This is a genomic window from Natribaculum luteum (genome assembly GCF_023008545.1).
GTDB classification, from domain to species: domain Archaea; phylum Halobacteriota; class Halobacteria; order Halobacteriales; family Natrialbaceae; genus Natribaculum; species Natribaculum luteum.
This window is the reverse complement of the sequence record NZ_CP095397.1, coordinates 368,083-383,087: the sequence shown is the minus strand read 5'-3', so window position 1 is coordinate 383,087 and position 15,005 is coordinate 368,083. Positions and strand designations below refer to the sequence as shown.

Here is a 15,005-nt window from a genome sequence, read left to right as displayed (position 1 = left end):
ATCGTTCGTCACGGCGTGGAAATCGATCAGTAGCCTTTTCCAATCTGGACATCGAGTGGCTGACAATGGACGACGACGTGGTTCGCGCGAACTCGACGCTTCGCGGCGACGGTGCGGTCGCCGCGGCCGAAGCGGCGCGTGACATCTCGGCCGACGAGGTCTGCGTCCTGATCCCGACGCTGAACGAGGCGGCGACGATCGGCGAGGTGATCGACGACTTTCGCGACCAGGGGTACACCAACGTCCTCGTCGTCGACGGCGACTCCGGCGACGACACGCGCGAGATCGCCCGCGATCGTGGCGCGCGGGTACTCACACAATCCGGCTCCGGGAAGGGACAGGCCGTCCGCGAGGCCCTCGAGTACGTCGACGTTCCCTACGTCCTGATGGTCGACGGCGACGGGACCTACGACCCCGCGGACGCCGAGACGATGCTCGAGCCGCTCGCTCGCGGGTACGAGCACGTGATCGGCAACCGCTTTGCGGACATGGACGACGGCGCGATGCGCGCACTCAACGGCTTCGGCAATCGGATGATAAACGGTGCGTTCCGGTTCATCCACGGGGCCGAGTACGACGACATCCTCTCGGGCTACCGGGCGTTTACGACCGACTCGTTCCGTCGGCTCTCGCTCGAATCCGAGGGGTTCACGATCGAGACGGAACTGGCCGTCGAGTGCGTGAAACACGGCGTGGACACGACGGTCGTCCCGATCAGTTATCGCGCGCGCCCGGAAGACTCGGAGACGAACCTCCACCCGCTGTGGGACGGCGGCACGATCATCCTCACGCTGTACTCGCTGGCGAAGACGAACAACCCGCTGTTTTACTTCGGCAGTTTCGGCGTCGCCGGCATCCTCTCCGGCGGGACGATCGCCCTCTACGTGCTCTACCGGTACCTCCAGTACGGCATCAGCCACGAGGTGCTCGCGGTCGTCGCCGCGGCGGGAATCTTGCTCGGCGTCCAGTTGCTCATGTTCGGCGTCCTCTCGGACATGATCGTCACGCTCCATCGCGAGCAGCGACGGCGACTCGAGCGGATCACTCGCGAATCGAAACGCAAGCGAGAGAAGTAGCGAGTATCGATCGCGAAGCGGCCGCGGTCAGAACGGAAGGAGCGACCGCATCTGCCCGACAACGCCGCTCGAGTGTCGTTTGCGGTGGGCTTCGAACTCGGGGTGGAGCGCGTTTAGCAGTTCCTGGCGGTTCTCGAACGTGTCTCGCTCGATCTCGGAGAGGACCTCTCCCAGTGCGACGTCGTTGCCGTGGACGTCGTAGGGGATGCGTTCGTGACCGAGTTCGGCCGCGACGTCGTCGTTCGTGGCTGGAAACGAGAGGTCGCTCCGTCTGAGTCGGGCGTCGACGGCGGCGATACCGAAGTCGATGCTGTGTGGATCGTCGTCGTCGTCGTTCGAGGGTGGCCGGACTCCCATGCGGGGCTATTGACGCTCGCGTGCTAAAGTCGCTACGGAGCAATCCGTGGTCGCGACGCGCGCCGTCGACAGTCCTTTCACGTTTCCAGCGAACGTCTCGAGTATGACCGAGTACACGACCGTCTCGATTCCGAAGGACCTGGCAGAGCGCGTCGAAGAGACGATCGAGGGGACCAGTTTCTCGAGTACGAGCGACCTCGTCCGGTTCTTGCTGCGTAGCATCGTCATCCAGCACCAGCGGTCGGGCGAACTCACGGAAGCGGAGTTCGAAGAGATCACAGAGCAGTTGAAGGGGCTCGGCTACCTCGAGTGATAACGATGGCTGTGACTGGTTGCCGACGCAACCGCAAGATGGTTCGCGGTTGCGGCGGTAACGGCTCACAGCTATCGTTATGAGACGGTCTGCTGTGACGATTTGTCGGTGCAACCGCGACCGTCCTGCGGTTGCACCGGAACTGACGTACGAGTCGTCCGTATGAGCAGCCCTAGTACCCTCCCACGCGTCGACTGCACGGTCGAATCGACCCGAACCGCCGGATTCGACCCTGCAGTGCAGGCCTGGGATGCCACTAGTCGCCGAGTCCCTCGGAGAGTGACTCCTCGGGCGGCCGTGCGTCGAGGATCTCGAGTGGCTGTCGCGCCCCCGTTCGGTCGAACGCGGCGAACGAGGTCCGATCCGGCTCCCACGGAGGGACGGCGACGAAGATCACCTGTGCGAGGTCGTCCCGTCTCGACACCTCGAGTTCGCCGACGGGGTGGGAGACGAACCGACCGTGGGTCTGCCGCGCGGGCGTCGAGAGGTCGACGCCGAAGACGGCGTTGACGGCGTTGCCGGGATCGGGGAGGAAAAAGTCCGTGAACACGGGCGTCTCCGGCGGGAGCGACTCGGCACCCTCGAGGTCGCCGGCGGGCGTCACCGAGAGGCCAGTCGTCACGTCGTCGGGATCGGCGTCGCTGGCGAGCCCGAGCAGGACGTCGACGAGACCGCGCGTTACGTAGACCACGAGTTGGATACGGTTGCGAGCGAGTTAGGTGTGTCTCCTGAATATTTCAAAGCGGGAGCAGCATGCGCAGGTTCTGTGCATAGAGCTGTGGCAGTCGCCGCCGCGATCCCTCGAGTGCGTCCCGCAGCGCCCTCGCGGCGTCGGTCGACACGCCCGGTCCGTGACCGACGAGGACGCGTTCGGGGTCGAACCCACCGAGTTTTTCTCGAGGCGGGAACCCACGCAGCATGGGGTGGACGCCGAGTCGTTCCGAACCGGCGAGGAAGTAGTCGGCCGTCCCGACCGACTCGGGGACGACGAGGGTCTCGCTGTCGGGTTCGTAGAGCGCGACCTCCTGCCAGAACCGGCTGTTCTTGAGGACGTGTGCCTCGATGCCGGTGTCGGCGAGGTCGGCCCCGAAGCGGGCGATCGGGGCGTCGAGTTCCGTGGCGACGCCCTCGAAGAAACTGGGGAGGTAGACGGAAACACCGTGGCGGTTCGCGATGGCTGCAGCGTCGCGTTTGTGTCGATCGAGCGTGACGACCACGCCTGCGACGTCGCCGAACTCGGCGAGCAGGTCGTCGAGTCCGCGAACGTCGACCGGATCGACCACCCAGACCTCGCCGTCGACCGCGAGGGCGTGGCTCGCCCGCTGCATCGTCTCCTCCGGGTGGGCGATCCAGCCGACGCCGCTCTCGTAGCGGTCGATCTCACGGAAGTCCGTCGCGCGTTCGTCGACGCGGAAGGCCATGGTGTACGTGTACGGACGCGACGCCCATAAACGCCAGTTCACCGGCGAATCGATCGCCGAACCGCCGCGACGTCCCGGTCGCCGACGGCTCTTTATCCCTCCTCCGAGTACGCTCGAACATGCTGACCGGGCTGGACTGGCTGGCACTCGAGGTCAAGTACAGAGAGCCGGCAAGGGCGTTCTACGAGGAGACGCTCGGCCTGTCGGTTCGCGAGCAGACGGACGAGGAGTGTCGGTTCGCGGCCGGTGAGACGGACCTCGTGCTCCGGCGACCGAGCGGCCTCCCGCGTGGGGGACTCCACACGCACTTTGCGTTCTCGATTCCCGCCGCGGAGTACGACGACTGGTGGGACGACCTGGCCGAGACGCACGACCTCGAGGAGGTCACGTTCGGCTCCGCCCGGTCACTGTACCTGTACGACCCCGACGGGAACTGCGTCGAACTCGGCCAGCGCGACGTCGCAGGACCGGGAATCGACGGAATTTTCGAGGTGGTCCTCGAGGTCGAGTCCCTCGAGCGTGCGGAAGCGTTCTACGCCGACCTCGGCTTCGAGACGGTCGACCGCGGCGACGAGCGCACCCGCGTTCGGATGAACGGCCCGATGGCGCTCGAGCTCTGGGAGCCGCAGCTGGGGATCGCCGACGCTCGCGGCGGCGTCCACGTCGACCTCGGGTTCGAGACGCCGGAGCCGGACGCGGCGGGCGAGGCAGTCGCCGACCGTGCGTGTTCGGTGTCCCGTGACGGGGAGCGAGTCGTCGTTCGCGACCCGGACGGCCACTACCTGACGTTCACCAGCGGGTAATCGGCCGACCTAGAGGCGACCGGTGTCGACGTCGACGCCCGGCGGTGCGACGAGCAGGAATCCCCGGAAGTGGACCAGACTGCCGCCCGCCTCCCTGACGTCGCGGGCGAAGCTCGCGGCGAGTTCGTTGACGTCGCCCTCGACGTTGAGGACGAGGACGTTTCCGTTACCGACGATCTCGAGCCACTCCTCGGGTGTCGTGGTCCCGTCGAGGACCCCGAGTACGATGCTGCCCTCGAGATCGAGTTCGTCGTCGATGTGTTCCTCGACCGCCCTGAGATCGAGGTCGAAGTCGCTCATGTGCCGTGGCTCGGAGCGCGACGAGAAAAACGTTCTCCTCGCGAGAACGCTACTGCTCCGCCGGGAACGCCTTCTCGAAGCCGCGGAACTCGGTGTGGTGGGCCTCCTCGTCTGCGAGAATCGTGACCGCGACGTCTTCGGTGACCGGGTCGTTCGCATCGCTCGCGGCCTCGACGAGCGAGCGATACGTCTCGATCGCGTCTTCTTCGGCCTCGAGGACGCCCTCGATGACCGACTGGACGTCGGTCGTGTCCGCGGGCGGCTGGAGGTTCGTCTGTCGGGCCTCGAACTCCTCGGAGCCGGGTGGCGACTCGTCGAGTTGTTTCAGCCGTTCGCCGAGCATCTGGGCGTGCCCGAGTTCTTCCTGGACGTCTTCCTCGAGGCTCTCCTTTACTTCCTCCGCGTGGACACCGTCGAGGACGATCGCGTTCGCGAGGTAGTTCATCATCGTCTCGAACTCGTCGATGTACGCCTTCGTGAGCAGGTCGGTGATTTCCTCCGAGGTCATGCGGGAGGCCGTACCACGGCGGGGTGTATAATAGTCACACGTGTCCTGATCCCTGTTCGCGCGTTGCGTTCAGTATCCTGACGAACGTCCACTCGAGAGCGCGCGCCAGCGCTCGAGGATTTACATCCACAACTTCCGACGTGAAAATTGTGGCGTTCCGTCCATCGAACGGCGCCATCGATCGATATATCTTGATATTGTATAAGGAGATACTGTGAAGTACAAGGCGTTTACGTCATGCGATTTTCGAACGATCGCGCTCAGTCGCGGCCGTCCGGGTTCCGGTCGATATCTGTCACAGCGCCAGTTTTATATACGTCCCCGCGCCTCGGAACTCGATACAATGTCTACTCCAGACGAGGTCGGCTCTGACACCAGTCAGGGCGGTCGAGTTCTTCAAGGGCACGTTAGATTCCACTGAAGAAATCGAGACGGCACGGGTCTTCGATACGACACTGCGGGACGGCGAACAGTCCCCAGGCACTTCGTTCTCCTACGACGACAAACGCGAGATCGCCGCGGTCTTAGACGAGATGGGTACCCACGTCATCGAATCCGGGTTCCCCGTAAACTCCGACGCGGAGTTCGAGGCGGTTCGCGATATCGCGGAGAGTACGTCCACGACCACCTGTGGACTTGCTCGCGTCGTCGACAAGGACGTCGAAGCTGCACTCGATTCTGGCGTCGAGATGGTTCACGTCTTCGTGAGCACCAGCGACGTCCAGATCGAAGACTCGATGCACGCCACACGAGACCAGGTAGTACAGCGCGCAGTCGAGTCGGTCGAACGCGTCAAAGAGGCGGGCGTCACCTGCATGTTCTCGCCGATGGACGCGACGCGAACCGACGAGTCGTTCCTGATCGACGTGATCGATGCAGTCACCGAGGCAGGAACGGACTGGATCAACGTCCCGGACACGACGGGCGTCGCCACGCCGGGGCGATACTACGATCTAATCGAGAAGATCACCGCCCACACCGACGCGCGGATCGACGTCCACACCCACGACGACTTCGGGCTTGCGACTGCAAACGCACTCGCCGGGATCGAGGCCGGTGCCGACCAGGCACAGGTCTCGGTCAACTCGATCGGCGAACGTGCGGGCAACGCCGCCTACGAGGAGTTCGTGATGGCCGTCGAGTCGCTCTACCAGGCCGACACTGGTATCGACACGACCCGGATCAGCGAACTCTCGCAGGTCGTCGAGCAGAAAAGTGGGATGGACGTGCCGGGGAACAAGCCCGTCGTGGGAGAGAACGCCTTCTCCCACGAGAGTGGCATCCACGCCGCGGGCGTCATCGAGAACTCCGACACGTTCGAGCCGGGCGTAATGACCCCCGAGATGATCGGCGCCGAGCGCCGACTCGTCCTGGGAAAACACACGGGCACCCACTCCGTTCGCGAACGCCTCGTCGAGCAGGGCTACGACCCGACCGAGGCAGAAGTCCGTGCGGTCACCCGCCGCGTCAAAGACTACGGTGCCGAGAAGCGCCGCGTGACGGTCTCGGACCTCGAGCGGTTCGCCGAGGAAGAAGACGTCGCGCGGACTCGAGAGGAGGTGCGCGCCTGACCGTGTCCTCCCCGTTTGTACCCGCTGCCGAGCACCTGCTGGCGGGTTCGAGCAACGATTGCCACTCGCGGAACGGTTATAGTGGTCGAGACCACTACCGTTGTAGTAATGACGCGACGCGTTTCGGCTTCGGCTCGCAGGGCCGACAGCAGCGCGGTCGCGACGCTCGTTATCGTAGGGGCTCACTAGCCCCTACTCCACTTCATCTCCGTTCCGGCTTCGCATCGATTTTCGAGCGACCAGCAACCCAGCAGATGACACGACACTATCGATCGACAGCGACACGCTGGCGACACCCAGCGGGAGGTGACGAATGAGCGAACGCGCTGCACCAGTCACACACCACGAGGCACAGGATAGCGAATCGACCGACGCCGACTCGAGTCCCGACGCGGAACTCGAGACCGACGCGACGCCCGTCACGACGGGTGCCGAATCGGTCGTCCGCGCACTCGAGAACGCGGGCGTCGAGTACGCGTTCGGCGTCCAGGGCGGGGCGATCATGCCCGTCTACCACGTGCTGTACGGCTCCGAGATCACGCACGTGACGATGGCCCACGAACAGGGTGCGGCCCACGCAGCCGACGCCTACGGCATCGTCGCGGGCGAGCCGGGCGTCTGCCTGGCCACCTCGGGACCGGGTGCGACGAACCTCGTCACCGGCATCGCGGACGCCGACATGGACTCGGACCCGATGCTCGCGTTGACGGGACAGGTCCCGACGGAGTTCGTCGGCAACGACGCGTTCCAGGAGACCGACACCACTGGCGTCACGAAGCCGGTCACGAAGGACAACACCTTCTCGACCGACGCCGACGCGGTCGGCGACGACGTCGGCGAGGCGTTCGCACTCGCGGGTACGGGCCGACCCGGTCCGACCCTGGTCGACCTGCCGAAAGACGTCACGAACGGCGAGACCGACCGGGAGCCGAGTGAGCCACGGACGCCCGACACGTACGAGGTCCAGGAGGCGGCCGACCCCGAAATCGTCCGGGCGGCAGCACGGCGCATCGAGGAGGCCAAAAAGCCCGTCATGCTCGTCGGCGGCGGCGTCATCAAAGGCGACGCGACCGAGGAGGTCCGCGAGTTCGCGATCGAACACGAGATCCCCGTCGTGACGACGATGCCGGGACTCGGTGCGTTCCCCGAGGACCACGAACTCTCGATGGAGATGGCGGGAATGCACGGCACCGGCTACGCGAACATGGCGATCACCCACTGTGACACGCTGATCGGCGTCGGCACCCGCTTCGACGACCGGCTGACCGGCGGCATCGAGACGTTCGCGCCCGAGGCCGAGGTCATCCACGTCGACATCGATCCGGCCGAGATCAGCAAGAACATCCACGCGGAGTACCCCCTGGTCGGGGACGCCGCGACCGTCGTCTCGCAGCTGGCCGAGGAGGTCGACTCCTCGCCGCAGGCGACGAAGTGGCGCGCCCAGTGCCAGCAGTGGAAGTCCGACTACTCGATGGCCTACGAGGCTCCCGAGGACGAACCGGTCAAACCGCAGTTCGTCGTCGAGGCGATCGACGAGGCCACGAGCGACCGGGCGATCGTCACCACCGGCGTCGGCCAACACCAGATGTGGGCCTGCCAGTACTGGACGTTCACCGAACCGCGCACCTGGGTCTCGAGTCACGGCCTCGGCGCGATGGGCTACGGTTTGCCCGCCGCGATCGGTGCCCGACTCGCCGCCGACGACGACCAGGAAGTGATCTGTTTCGACGGCGACGGTTCGTTCCTGATGACGATCCAGGAACTCGCGGTCGCGGTGCGCGAGAACATGGACATCACCGTCGCGGTGCTCAACAACGAGTACATCGGGATGGTCCGCCAGTGGCAGGACGCCTTCTTCGAGGGGCGACACGCCGCCTCCGAGTACGGCTGGTGTCCCGAGTTCGACAAACTGGCCGAGGCCTTCGGGGCGCGTGGCTTCCGGATCGACGACTACGACGACGTCGCCGAGACGATCGAGGCCGCACTCGCCTACGACGGTCCCTCGGTGATCGACGTCCACATCGATCCCCGCGAGGACGTCTACCCGATGGTGCCAAGCGGCGGCGACAATGGACAGTTCGCACTGACGGAGGACCAGCTATGACGGGCGAACTCGAGGGACCGGCGCCCGAGGAGCGGCCGACGCCGGAAGGCAAGCGTAACTCCCAGGGAATCCGGGTCGATCCCGAAGTCGAGGCCGAACACGAGCCCCGGCGGACGGTGATCTCGGCGCTCGTCGAACACGAGCCCGGGGTGCTCTCGGACGTCTCGGGACTGTTCTCGAGACGGCAGTTCAACATCGAGAGTCTGACCGTCGGGCCGACGGAGGACGAAGAGCGCGCACGGATGACGATCGTGGTCGAAGAGCCCGATCCCGGCATCGAGCAGGTCGAGAAACAGCTTCGAAAGCTGGTGCCGGTGATCTCGGTGCGCGAACTCCCGTCGGACGCGATGCGCCGCGAACTCGCGTTGATCAAGGTGAACGCGACTCGGCCCGACCAGGTCGCCGCCGTCGCCGACATGTACGGTGCCAAGAGCGTCGACGCGAGCCCGGAGACGGCGACCGTCGAGATCACGGGCAGTCGCCAGAAGATCGACGCCGCGATCGAATCGTTCAGCCAGTTTGGTATCCGCGAAATCTCTCGAACCGGCCCGACGGCGCTCGCCCGCGGCACCGAAGACACCGCCGCAGGCGCGCCAGCAGCAGAACAGACGAGCAGACAACAACCGACACAGACACAGACGACATCCGACGATGACTGAGAACGTAGCTGACGACTTTACGACCGACATCTACTACGATGACGACGCAGACGAATCGCACCTCGAAGACACCACCGTCGCCGTCCTCGGCTACGGCAGCCAGGGCCACGCCCACGCCCAGAACCTCGCCGACAGCGGGGTCGACGTGGTCGTCGGCCTGCGCGAGAACTCCTCCTCGCGTGACGCAGCGCGAGCAGACGGCCTCGAGGTCGCCACCCCCGCCGAAGCGGCGGCCCAGGCCGAGTACGTCTCCGTGCTCGTTCCCGACACCGTCCAGCCGGCTGTCTTCGAGGAGATCGAGCCCCACCTCGAGACGGGTGACACACTCCAGTTCGCCCACGGCTTCAATATCCACTACAACCAGATCCAGCCCCCGGAGGACGTGGACGTGACGATGGTCGCGCCCAAGTCGCCGGGTCACCTCGTCCGCCGGAATTTCGAGAACGACGAAGGGACGCCCGGCCTGCTCGCGGTCTACCAGGACACGACCGGCGAAGCAGCCGAGCGCGCACTCGCGTACGCGAAAGGCATCGGCTGCACTCGTGCTGGCGTCATCGAGACGACCTTCCAGGAGGAAGTCGAATCCGACCTCTTCGGCGAGCAGGCGGTGCTGTGTGGCGGCGTCACCTCGCTGGTCAAACACGGCTACGAGACGCTCGTCGACGCCGGCTACAGCCCCGAGATCGCCTACTTCGAGTGTCTGAACGAACTCAAGCTCATCGTCGACCTGATGTACGAGGGCGGGCTCGGCGAGATGTGGTACTCCGTCTCCGACACGGCGGAGTACGGCGGGCTGACCCGCGGCGACGAGATCGTCGACGAGTCCGTCCGCGAGAACATGGAAGAAGCCCTCGAGGAGGTCCAGAACGGCGAGTTCGCTCGCGAGTGGATCCTCGAAAACCAGGCCGGACGCCCGAGTTTCACCCAGCTCCACGAGGCAGAGGAGAACCACGAGATCGAGGCGGTCGGCGAGCGCCTCCGTGACCTCTTCGCCTGGGCCGACGAACAGACGGAAAACGAACCGGCGGACGTTCCGGCAGACGACTAGCAATGACAGGAGACAACGACGCGGATCGACGGACGATGGGCGAGATCAGCCACGCGAACCCCTACACGGGCGAGACGCTCGGGCAGGTGTTCAGCCGCGGTCCGATCGTCGCCGCGGACGGGGGCCGCGCCAACGCGGTCGACGCCGGCGACGAGACCGAAGCGCGGAGCGAGCGGACGATGAGACACGTCAGTCACACGCCGCCGGACGGCTCCGAGGGCGCGAATCGCGTCTTCGAGCGCGGACGAGTACACGTATCTGAGGCCGAGGAATGAGCGAGGGAACACTGTACGACAAGGTCTGGGATCGCCACAAGGTGACGACGCTGCCGACCGGACAGGATCAGCTGTTCGTCGGCCTGCACCTCATCCACGAGGTCACGAGCCCGCAGGCGTTCGGGATGCTCCGCGAGCGCGACCTCGAGGTCGCGTATCCGAAGCTGACCCACGCGACGGTCGACCACATCGTCCCGACGGCCGACCAGTCCCGCCCCTACGAAGAGGACGCGGCCGAAGAGATGATGTCCGAACTCGAGGAGAACGTCCGCGAGGCCGGCATCGAGTTCTCGGACCCGACGACGGGCGATCAGGGAATCGTCCACGTCATCGGACCGGAGCAGGGCCTGACTCAGCCCGGCAAGACGATCGTCTGTGGGGACTCCCACACCTCGACCCACGGCGCGTTCGGCGCGCTCGCGTTCGGGATCGGCACCTCCCAGATTCGGGACGTGCTCGCGACGGGCACCGTCGCCATGGAGAAACAGAAGGTCCGCAAGATCCAGGTCGACGGCGAACTCGGCGAGGGTGTCGAAGCCAAAGACATCATCCTCGAGATCATCCGCCGACTCGGCACCGAAGGCGGCGTCGGCTACGTCTACGAGTACGCCGGCGAGGCCATCGAGAACCTCAACATGGAAGGGCGGATGTCGATCTGTAACATGTCCATCGAGGGCGGCGCTCGCGCGGGCTACGTCAACCCCGACGAGACCACCTACGAGTGGCTCGAGGAGACGGACTACTTCCAGGACAACCCCGAGAAGTTCGACGACCTCAAACCCTACTGGGAGTCGATCACATCCGACGAGGACGCCGAGTACGACGACGTCGTCCACATCGACGCGAGCGAACTCGAGCCAGTCGTCACCTGGGGCACCACGCCCGGCCAGGGCGTCGGCGTCACCGAGCCGATCCCGGCACCCGAGGACCTGCCCGAGGAGAAACAGGACACGGCCCGACGCGCCCAGGAACACATGCGCGTCGAACCCGGCGAGACGATGGAAGGCTACGACATCGACGTCGCCTTCCTCGGCTCCTGTACGAACGCCCGCCTGCCGGACCTGCGACGGGCCGCCGAGATCGTCGAGGGCCGACAGGTCGACGACGACGTTCGCGCGATGGTCGTCCCCGGCAGCCAGCGCGTCCAGCGCGCCGCCGAGGAGGAAGGGCTGAAAGACACCTTCGAGGAAGCCGGCTTCGAGTGGCGCAACGCCGGCTGCTCGATGTGTCTCGGCATGAACGAAGACCAGCTCGAGGGCGACGAGGCCAGTGCCTCCTCCTCGAACCGGAACTTCGTCGGCCGACAGGGCAGCAAGGACGGACGCACGGTCCTGATGAACCCGCAGATGGTCGCCGCGGCGGCGGTCACCGGGGAAGTGACTGACGTGCGCGACTTAAAGGAGGTGACCGTCGCATGAGCAGCGACGAGGTCGAGATTCCGGAAGTCGATTACGTCTCCGGCTCGGGCATCCCGATCCGCGGGAACGATATCGACACCGACCAGATCATCCCTGCGCGCTTTATGAAGGTCGTCACCTTCGACGGGCTGGGCGAGTTCGCCTTCTTCGACCTGCGCTTCGACGACGACGACAACCAGAAGGACCACCCGATGAACGAGGAGCGGTTCCAGGATTCGTCGGTGATGGTCGTCAACAGCAACTTCGGCTGTGGCTCCTCGCGCGAGCACGCCCCCCAGGCGCTGATGCGCTGGGGCATCGACGCGATCATCGGCGAGAGCTTCGCCGAGATTTTCGCTGGCAACTGTCTGGCGCTCGGGATTCCGACCGTCACGGCGGACAGCGAGACGATCCAGGAACTGCAGGACTGGGTCGACGAGAACCCTGACGAAGAAATCGAGATCGACGTCGAAGCCGAAGAAGTCACCTACGACGACACCACGATCGACGTCACCGTCGACGAAGCCCAGCGCAAGGCCCTAGTCGAGGGCGTCTGGGACACGACGGCGCTGATGAAGTCCAACGCCGACGCGGTCCGCGAGAAGGCAAAGGAACTGCCGTACGTCGAGGACGCGGCGATTCCAGAGACGAAATAACGGTCACGCTACGAACGGTGATCGTAGCCTGAAACTTGTTTTAGGCGAATCTTTTTCGGGCGGCGGATTCGATCCACTCCAATTGTCCGGTGGACGGGCCGGCGGTTTTCAGTAGGTCGGCATCGTCACCGGTGAGGAACCCGTCCGGAAGGTGGTCTCGGTTGTACGTATCGACGACTACCTCGAGGGTGTCGATTGCATCGGCTGCGGTTTCCTCGTCGTCGTAGTGGGCCGGTGAGAGATTCTCACTCAGCATTGCCACCCTCGTCGACAACTCGTCGCTGTCGGAGAGTGCCCGATCGTGGATGGGTTCGTCTAGGTGGTCAGCGAGGTTCTCGCGGGTGTCGAGATACGATTCATATCGGTCGAGCCACGCCGCCGTCGTTTCGAATTCGGCAACAGCACCCTGTGCGTCCTGAAGCGTCGACAGGTCGTCGTCGATATTCACATCGATATTCACACCGTCCGGTGCTCTCTCGCACAGTTTCTGGTACCGCTCTGTGAGATGATTAGTCCCTCTGTTAGCGACGGCTTGTGTCTCTAACGCATCCTCTATAGATGATATGGCCGCGTCGATTCCACCGACAATTCCAACCCAGATAATAAGTCCATAGAGCAAAATGACCGACCATTCTTCGTACGTGAATGTCGGAGCGATCCCGAGAACGTATGCGCCAATCCCTGCGACGAGTAAGACGCCAAAAGCGAGACGTGTTATCAAGATGTTCTGTCTAGGTGTGTTTGCAATCGTCACCCAGACTTCTGATGAAGTAAGCCGATACAGAAAGAAAAACGCGGTAATAGCTAGCGCGAGGATGCTCACCAGACTGCTGAGAAACGTGATCAGGTAGTAGTAGAAGGTAAAGGTAAGAACAGATACAAGCATCATAGCAACATACCAAGAGCGCAACCCAACTCGTGGATGTTCGCTCACTACGTCTTCCGGAGCGTTGCGCCCGAAGGTGCCCCAAGCGACCAGTTGTGTCCAGCCCCCCATTCCTACTGAAAACGCGACAACTGATACTGGTGAGTGTAACCCCTGGAGTAAGGTTGCTGGGTTGAGACTATCAACCGGACCAAAGTAGAGAACCGATGCCACTCCAAGCGGGAGACCACCGATTGCGGAGATAACCATCGATACGATGACAGTATACCGCGGATAGAAGTCACTGAACGCAGCGCCCATTAATCTTCTATCTTCAACTCCTTGTGTGTCTATCATACATCCATAAAATATTCCATGTAGTGTTTAAATTCCATCAATTCGATCATTTAGCAGCAATTATTATGCGATACATGCCGGCTGCACACGCTGATGGACTAAACATCGCTTTATGTCTATCTCGTCGTTCATCGAATTCACCGAAGTGTTGGAACGTATATATCGCCCGCACCATTTCGGCTAACGAGAACCATAAATCACAGTTAATAGTGACTCGGGGGACTCACCGGAGTCAAGAGGCCGAACCGAATCACTTTCCCTACCCCACTGCCAGCACCTAACTATGTCTCACCAAATCGCCGTGATTCCGGGCGACGGGATCGGACAGGAAGTAACACCTGCTGCAGTCGACGTCCTCGAGTCGCTCGACATCGACTTCGAGTTCGTCGAAGCGGAAGCCGGCGACGCGGTCAAAGAAGAGACCGGCGAGGCACTGCCCGCAGAGACCTACGACCTCGCGGCGTCGGCCGACGCGACGCTGTTCGGCGCAGCCGGCGAGACGGCCGCAGACGTCATCCTGCCGCTGCGTGAGGCGGTCGACTCGTTCGTCAACGTCCGACCCGCGAAGGCGTATCCGGGGATCGACGCCGTTCGTCCCGAGACGGATCTAATCTTCCTCCGGGAGAACACCGAGGGCGTCTACTCGGGTCACGAGGATCGGCTCACTCAGGACGTCTCGACGCTCACCCGCGTCGTCACGGAATCTGCTTCTCGACAGCTCGCCGAGTACGCCTGCGAGTTCGTCGCGGAGCACGGCCACGACGGTTTCACGGTCGTCCACAAAGCGAACGTGATGCGCGAGACCGACGGCCTGTTCCGCGAGACAGTCCTCGAGGTCGCCGACGACCACGGCGTCGAGACCGACGAGGTGCTCATGGACGCCTTCGCGACGCAGGTCTGTCTCGACCCCGAGCAGTTCGACGTCGTCGTCTGTCCGAACCTCGCGGGCGACGTCCTCTCGGATCTGGCGGCGGGACTTGTCGGCGGGCTCGGCCTTCTGCCGAGCGCGAACGTCGGCCCAGAGCGCGCGCTGTTCGAACCCGTCCACGGCACCGCACCCGACATCGCCGGCGAAAGCGTCGCCAACCCCGCAGCGAAGATCATCTCCGCCGCGATGATGCTCGAGTACCTCGGCCACGACGACGAAGCCGGGACCGTTCGCGAGGCCGTCGAGGACGTCCTCGAGTCCGGTCCCCGCACGCCGGATCTCGGTGGCGACGCCTCGACCGAGGACGTGACGAACGCCGTGATCGATCGGCTCTGAGAGCTGTCGGTCGGTTCGACGCGTTTTTCGA

The 15,005-nt window shown here is 64.0% G+C and carries 17 protein-coding genes; 11 read left to right on the top strand and 6 right to left on the bottom strand.

Annotated features, from left to right (window positions below):
- Nucleotides 1-65 precede the first annotated feature (65 nt).
- On the top strand, nt 66-1,076 hold the full coding sequence (gene aglJ, locus MU558_RS02065; RefSeq protein WP_246971535.1) for an S-layer glycoprotein N-glycosyltransferase AglJ: 1,011 nt from the start codon (nt 66-68) through the stop codon (nt 1,074-1,076).
- A 27-nt stretch (nt 1,077-1,103) separates the two neighbouring features.
- Here aglJ and MU558_RS02060 read toward each other — a convergent pair whose 3' ends face one another.
- Complete coding sequence (locus MU558_RS02060; RefSeq protein WP_246971532.1) at nt 1,104-1,433, bottom strand: DUF5789 family protein; 330 nt, start codon at nt 1,431-1,433, stop codon at nt 1,104-1,106.
- Nucleotides 1,434-1,536: 103 nt separating this feature from the next.
- On the opposite strand from MU558_RS02060, the gene MU558_RS02055 reads away from it, so the two are divergent.
- On the top strand, nt 1,537-1,746 hold the full coding sequence (locus MU558_RS02055) for a ribbon-helix-helix domain-containing protein (protein WP_246971530.1): 210 nt from the start codon (nt 1,537-1,539) through the stop codon (nt 1,744-1,746).
- A 256-nt stretch (nt 1,747-2,002) separates the two neighbouring features.
- On the opposite strand, the gene MU558_RS02050 is transcribed toward MU558_RS02055, so the two are convergent.
- Nucleotides 2,003-2,437, bottom strand: a complete 435-nt coding sequence (locus MU558_RS02050; RefSeq protein ID WP_246971528.1) for a JAB/MPN domain protein-containing protein — start codon at nt 2,435-2,437, stop codon at nt 2,003-2,005.
- A 46-nt stretch (nt 2,438-2,483) separates the two neighbouring features.
- Nucleotides 2,484-3,167 (bottom strand): hypothetical protein, encoded by a 684-nt coding sequence (locus tag MU558_RS02045; protein WP_246971526.1) that lies wholly within the window; start codon nt 3,165-3,167, stop codon nt 2,484-2,486.
- A gap of 119 nt (nt 3,168-3,286) precedes the next feature.
- Here MU558_RS02045 and MU558_RS02040 point away from each other — a divergent pair, with 119 nt between their 5' ends.
- On the top strand, nt 3,287-3,970 hold the full coding sequence (locus MU558_RS02040; protein WP_246971524.1) for a VOC family protein: 684 nt from the start codon (nt 3,287-3,289) through the stop codon (nt 3,968-3,970).
- Between the two features lie 9 nt (nt 3,971-3,979).
- Here MU558_RS02040 and MU558_RS02035 read toward each other — a convergent pair whose 3' ends face one another.
- Together MU558_RS02035 and MU558_RS02030 are read right to left on the bottom strand one after the other, a co-directional pair.
- A complete protein-coding gene (locus MU558_RS02035) occupies nt 3,980-4,270 on the bottom strand; it encodes a DUF5779 family protein (protein WP_246971522.1) in 291 nt (96 codons plus the stop codon).
- A gap of 49 nt (nt 4,271-4,319) precedes the next feature.
- A complete protein-coding gene (locus tag MU558_RS02030) occupies nt 4,320-4,778 on the bottom strand; it encodes a ferritin-like domain-containing protein (protein WP_246971519.1) in 459 nt (152 codons plus the stop codon).
- A 338-nt stretch (nt 4,779-5,116) separates the two neighbouring features.
- Here MU558_RS02030 and MU558_RS02025 point away from each other — a divergent pair, with 338 nt between their 5' ends.
- The 7 genes from MU558_RS02025 to leuD all read left to right on the top strand — a co-directional run bounded on the left by MU558_RS02025 (nt 5,117) and on the right by leuD (nt 12,488).
- Complete coding sequence (locus MU558_RS02025) at nt 5,117-6,349, top strand: LeuA family protein (protein WP_425607630.1); 1,233 nt, start codon at nt 5,117-5,119, stop codon at nt 6,347-6,349.
- 313 nt (nt 6,350-6,662) lie between these two features.
- Complete coding sequence (ilvB, locus tag MU558_RS02020) at nt 6,663-8,453, top strand: biosynthetic-type acetolactate synthase large subunit (RefSeq protein WP_246971516.1); 1,791 nt, start codon at nt 6,663-6,665, stop codon at nt 8,451-8,453.
- On the top strand, nt 8,450-9,112 hold the full coding sequence (gene ilvN / locus MU558_RS02015) for an acetolactate synthase small subunit (protein ID WP_246971514.1): 663 nt from the start codon (nt 8,450-8,452) through the stop codon (nt 9,110-9,112). The genes ilvB and ilvN overlap by 4 nt, the downstream gene beginning before the upstream one ends.
- Nucleotides 9,105-10,160 carry a ketol-acid reductoisomerase gene (ilvC, locus tag MU558_RS02010; RefSeq protein WP_246971512.1) on the top strand — a complete coding sequence of 352 codons (1,056 nt, stop codon included), beginning with the start codon at nt 9,105-9,107 and terminating at the stop codon, nt 10,158-10,160. The genes ilvN and ilvC overlap by 8 nt, the downstream gene beginning before the upstream one ends.
- 2 nt (nt 10,161-10,162) lie before the next feature.
- Nucleotides 10,163-10,435, top strand: coding sequence for a DUF7989 family protein (locus MU558_RS02005; protein WP_246971511.1), 273 nt, complete (start codon nt 10,163-10,165; stop codon nt 10,433-10,435).
- Complete coding sequence (gene leuC, locus MU558_RS02000) at nt 10,432-11,853, top strand: 3-isopropylmalate dehydratase large subunit (RefSeq protein ID WP_246971510.1); 1,422 nt, start codon at nt 10,432-10,434, stop codon at nt 11,851-11,853. The genes MU558_RS02005 and leuC overlap by 4 nt, the downstream gene beginning before the upstream one ends.
- Nucleotides 11,850-12,488: a 3-isopropylmalate dehydratase small subunit gene (leuD, locus tag MU558_RS01995; protein WP_246971509.1), complete on the top strand. Its 639-nt coding sequence runs from the start codon at nt 11,850-11,852 to the stop codon at nt 12,486-12,488. Before leuC ends, leuD begins: the two co-directional genes overlap by 4 nt.
- Nucleotides 12,489-12,528: 40 nt before the next feature.
- Here leuD and MU558_RS01990 read toward each other — a convergent pair whose 3' ends face one another.
- Complete coding sequence (locus MU558_RS01990; protein ID WP_246971508.1) at nt 12,529-13,710, bottom strand: hypothetical protein; 1,182 nt, start codon at nt 13,708-13,710, stop codon at nt 12,529-12,531.
- A 283-nt stretch (nt 13,711-13,993) separates the two neighbouring features.
- Between MU558_RS01990 and MU558_RS01985 the strand changes: the two genes are divergently transcribed.
- Nucleotides 13,994-14,974 carry an isocitrate/isopropylmalate dehydrogenase family protein gene (locus tag MU558_RS01985; protein WP_246971507.1) on the top strand — a complete coding sequence of 327 codons (981 nt, stop codon included), beginning with the start codon at nt 13,994-13,996 and terminating at the stop codon, nt 14,972-14,974.
- Nucleotides 14,975-15,005 lie beyond the last annotated feature (31 nt).

Coding starts and splice junctions, on each gene's coding strand:
- ilvC (WP_246971512.1), top strand. CDS start 9,105: ATGACTGAGAACGTAGCTGACGACTTTACGACCGACATCTACTACGAT.
- MU558_RS02040 (WP_246971524.1), top strand. CDS start 3,287: ATGCTGACCGGGCTGGACTGGCTGGCACTCGAGGTCAAGTACAGAGAG.
- MU558_RS02045 (WP_246971526.1), bottom strand. CDS start 3,167: ATGGCCTTCCGCGTCGACGAACGCGCGACGGACTTCCGTGAGATCGAC.
- ilvN (WP_246971514.1), top strand. CDS start 8,450: ATGACGGGCGAACTCGAGGGACCGGCGCCCGAGGAGCGGCCGACGCCG.
- MU558_RS02060 (WP_246971532.1), bottom strand. CDS start 1,433: ATGGGAGTCCGGCCACCCTCGAACGACGACGACGACGATCCACACAGC.
- MU558_RS02035 (WP_246971522.1), bottom strand. CDS start 4,270: ATGAGCGACTTCGACCTCGATCTCAGGGCGGTCGAGGAACACATCGAC.
- MU558_RS02005 (WP_246971511.1), top strand. CDS start 10,163: ATGACAGGAGACAACGACGCGGATCGACGGACGATGGGCGAGATCAGC.
- leuD (WP_246971509.1), top strand. CDS start 11,850: ATGAGCAGCGACGAGGTCGAGATTCCGGAAGTCGATTACGTCTCCGGC.
- MU558_RS01990 (WP_246971508.1), bottom strand. CDS start 13,710: ATGATAGACACACAAGGAGTTGAAGATAGAAGATTAATGGGCGCTGCG.
- leuC (WP_246971510.1), top strand. CDS start 10,432: ATGAGCGAGGGAACACTGTACGACAAGGTCTGGGATCGCCACAAGGTG.
- aglJ (WP_246971535.1), top strand. CDS start 66: ATGGACGACGACGTGGTTCGCGCGAACTCGACGCTTCGCGGCGACGGT.
- ilvB (WP_246971516.1), top strand. CDS start 6,663: ATGAGCGAACGCGCTGCACCAGTCACACACCACGAGGCACAGGATAGC.
- MU558_RS02055 (WP_246971530.1), top strand. CDS start 1,537: ATGACCGAGTACACGACCGTCTCGATTCCGAAGGACCTGGCAGAGCGC.
- MU558_RS02030 (WP_246971519.1), bottom strand. CDS start 4,778: ATGACCTCGGAGGAAATCACCGACCTGCTCACGAAGGCGTACATCGAC.
- MU558_RS01985 (WP_246971507.1), top strand. CDS start 13,994: ATGTCTCACCAAATCGCCGTGATTCCGGGCGACGGGATCGGACAGGAA.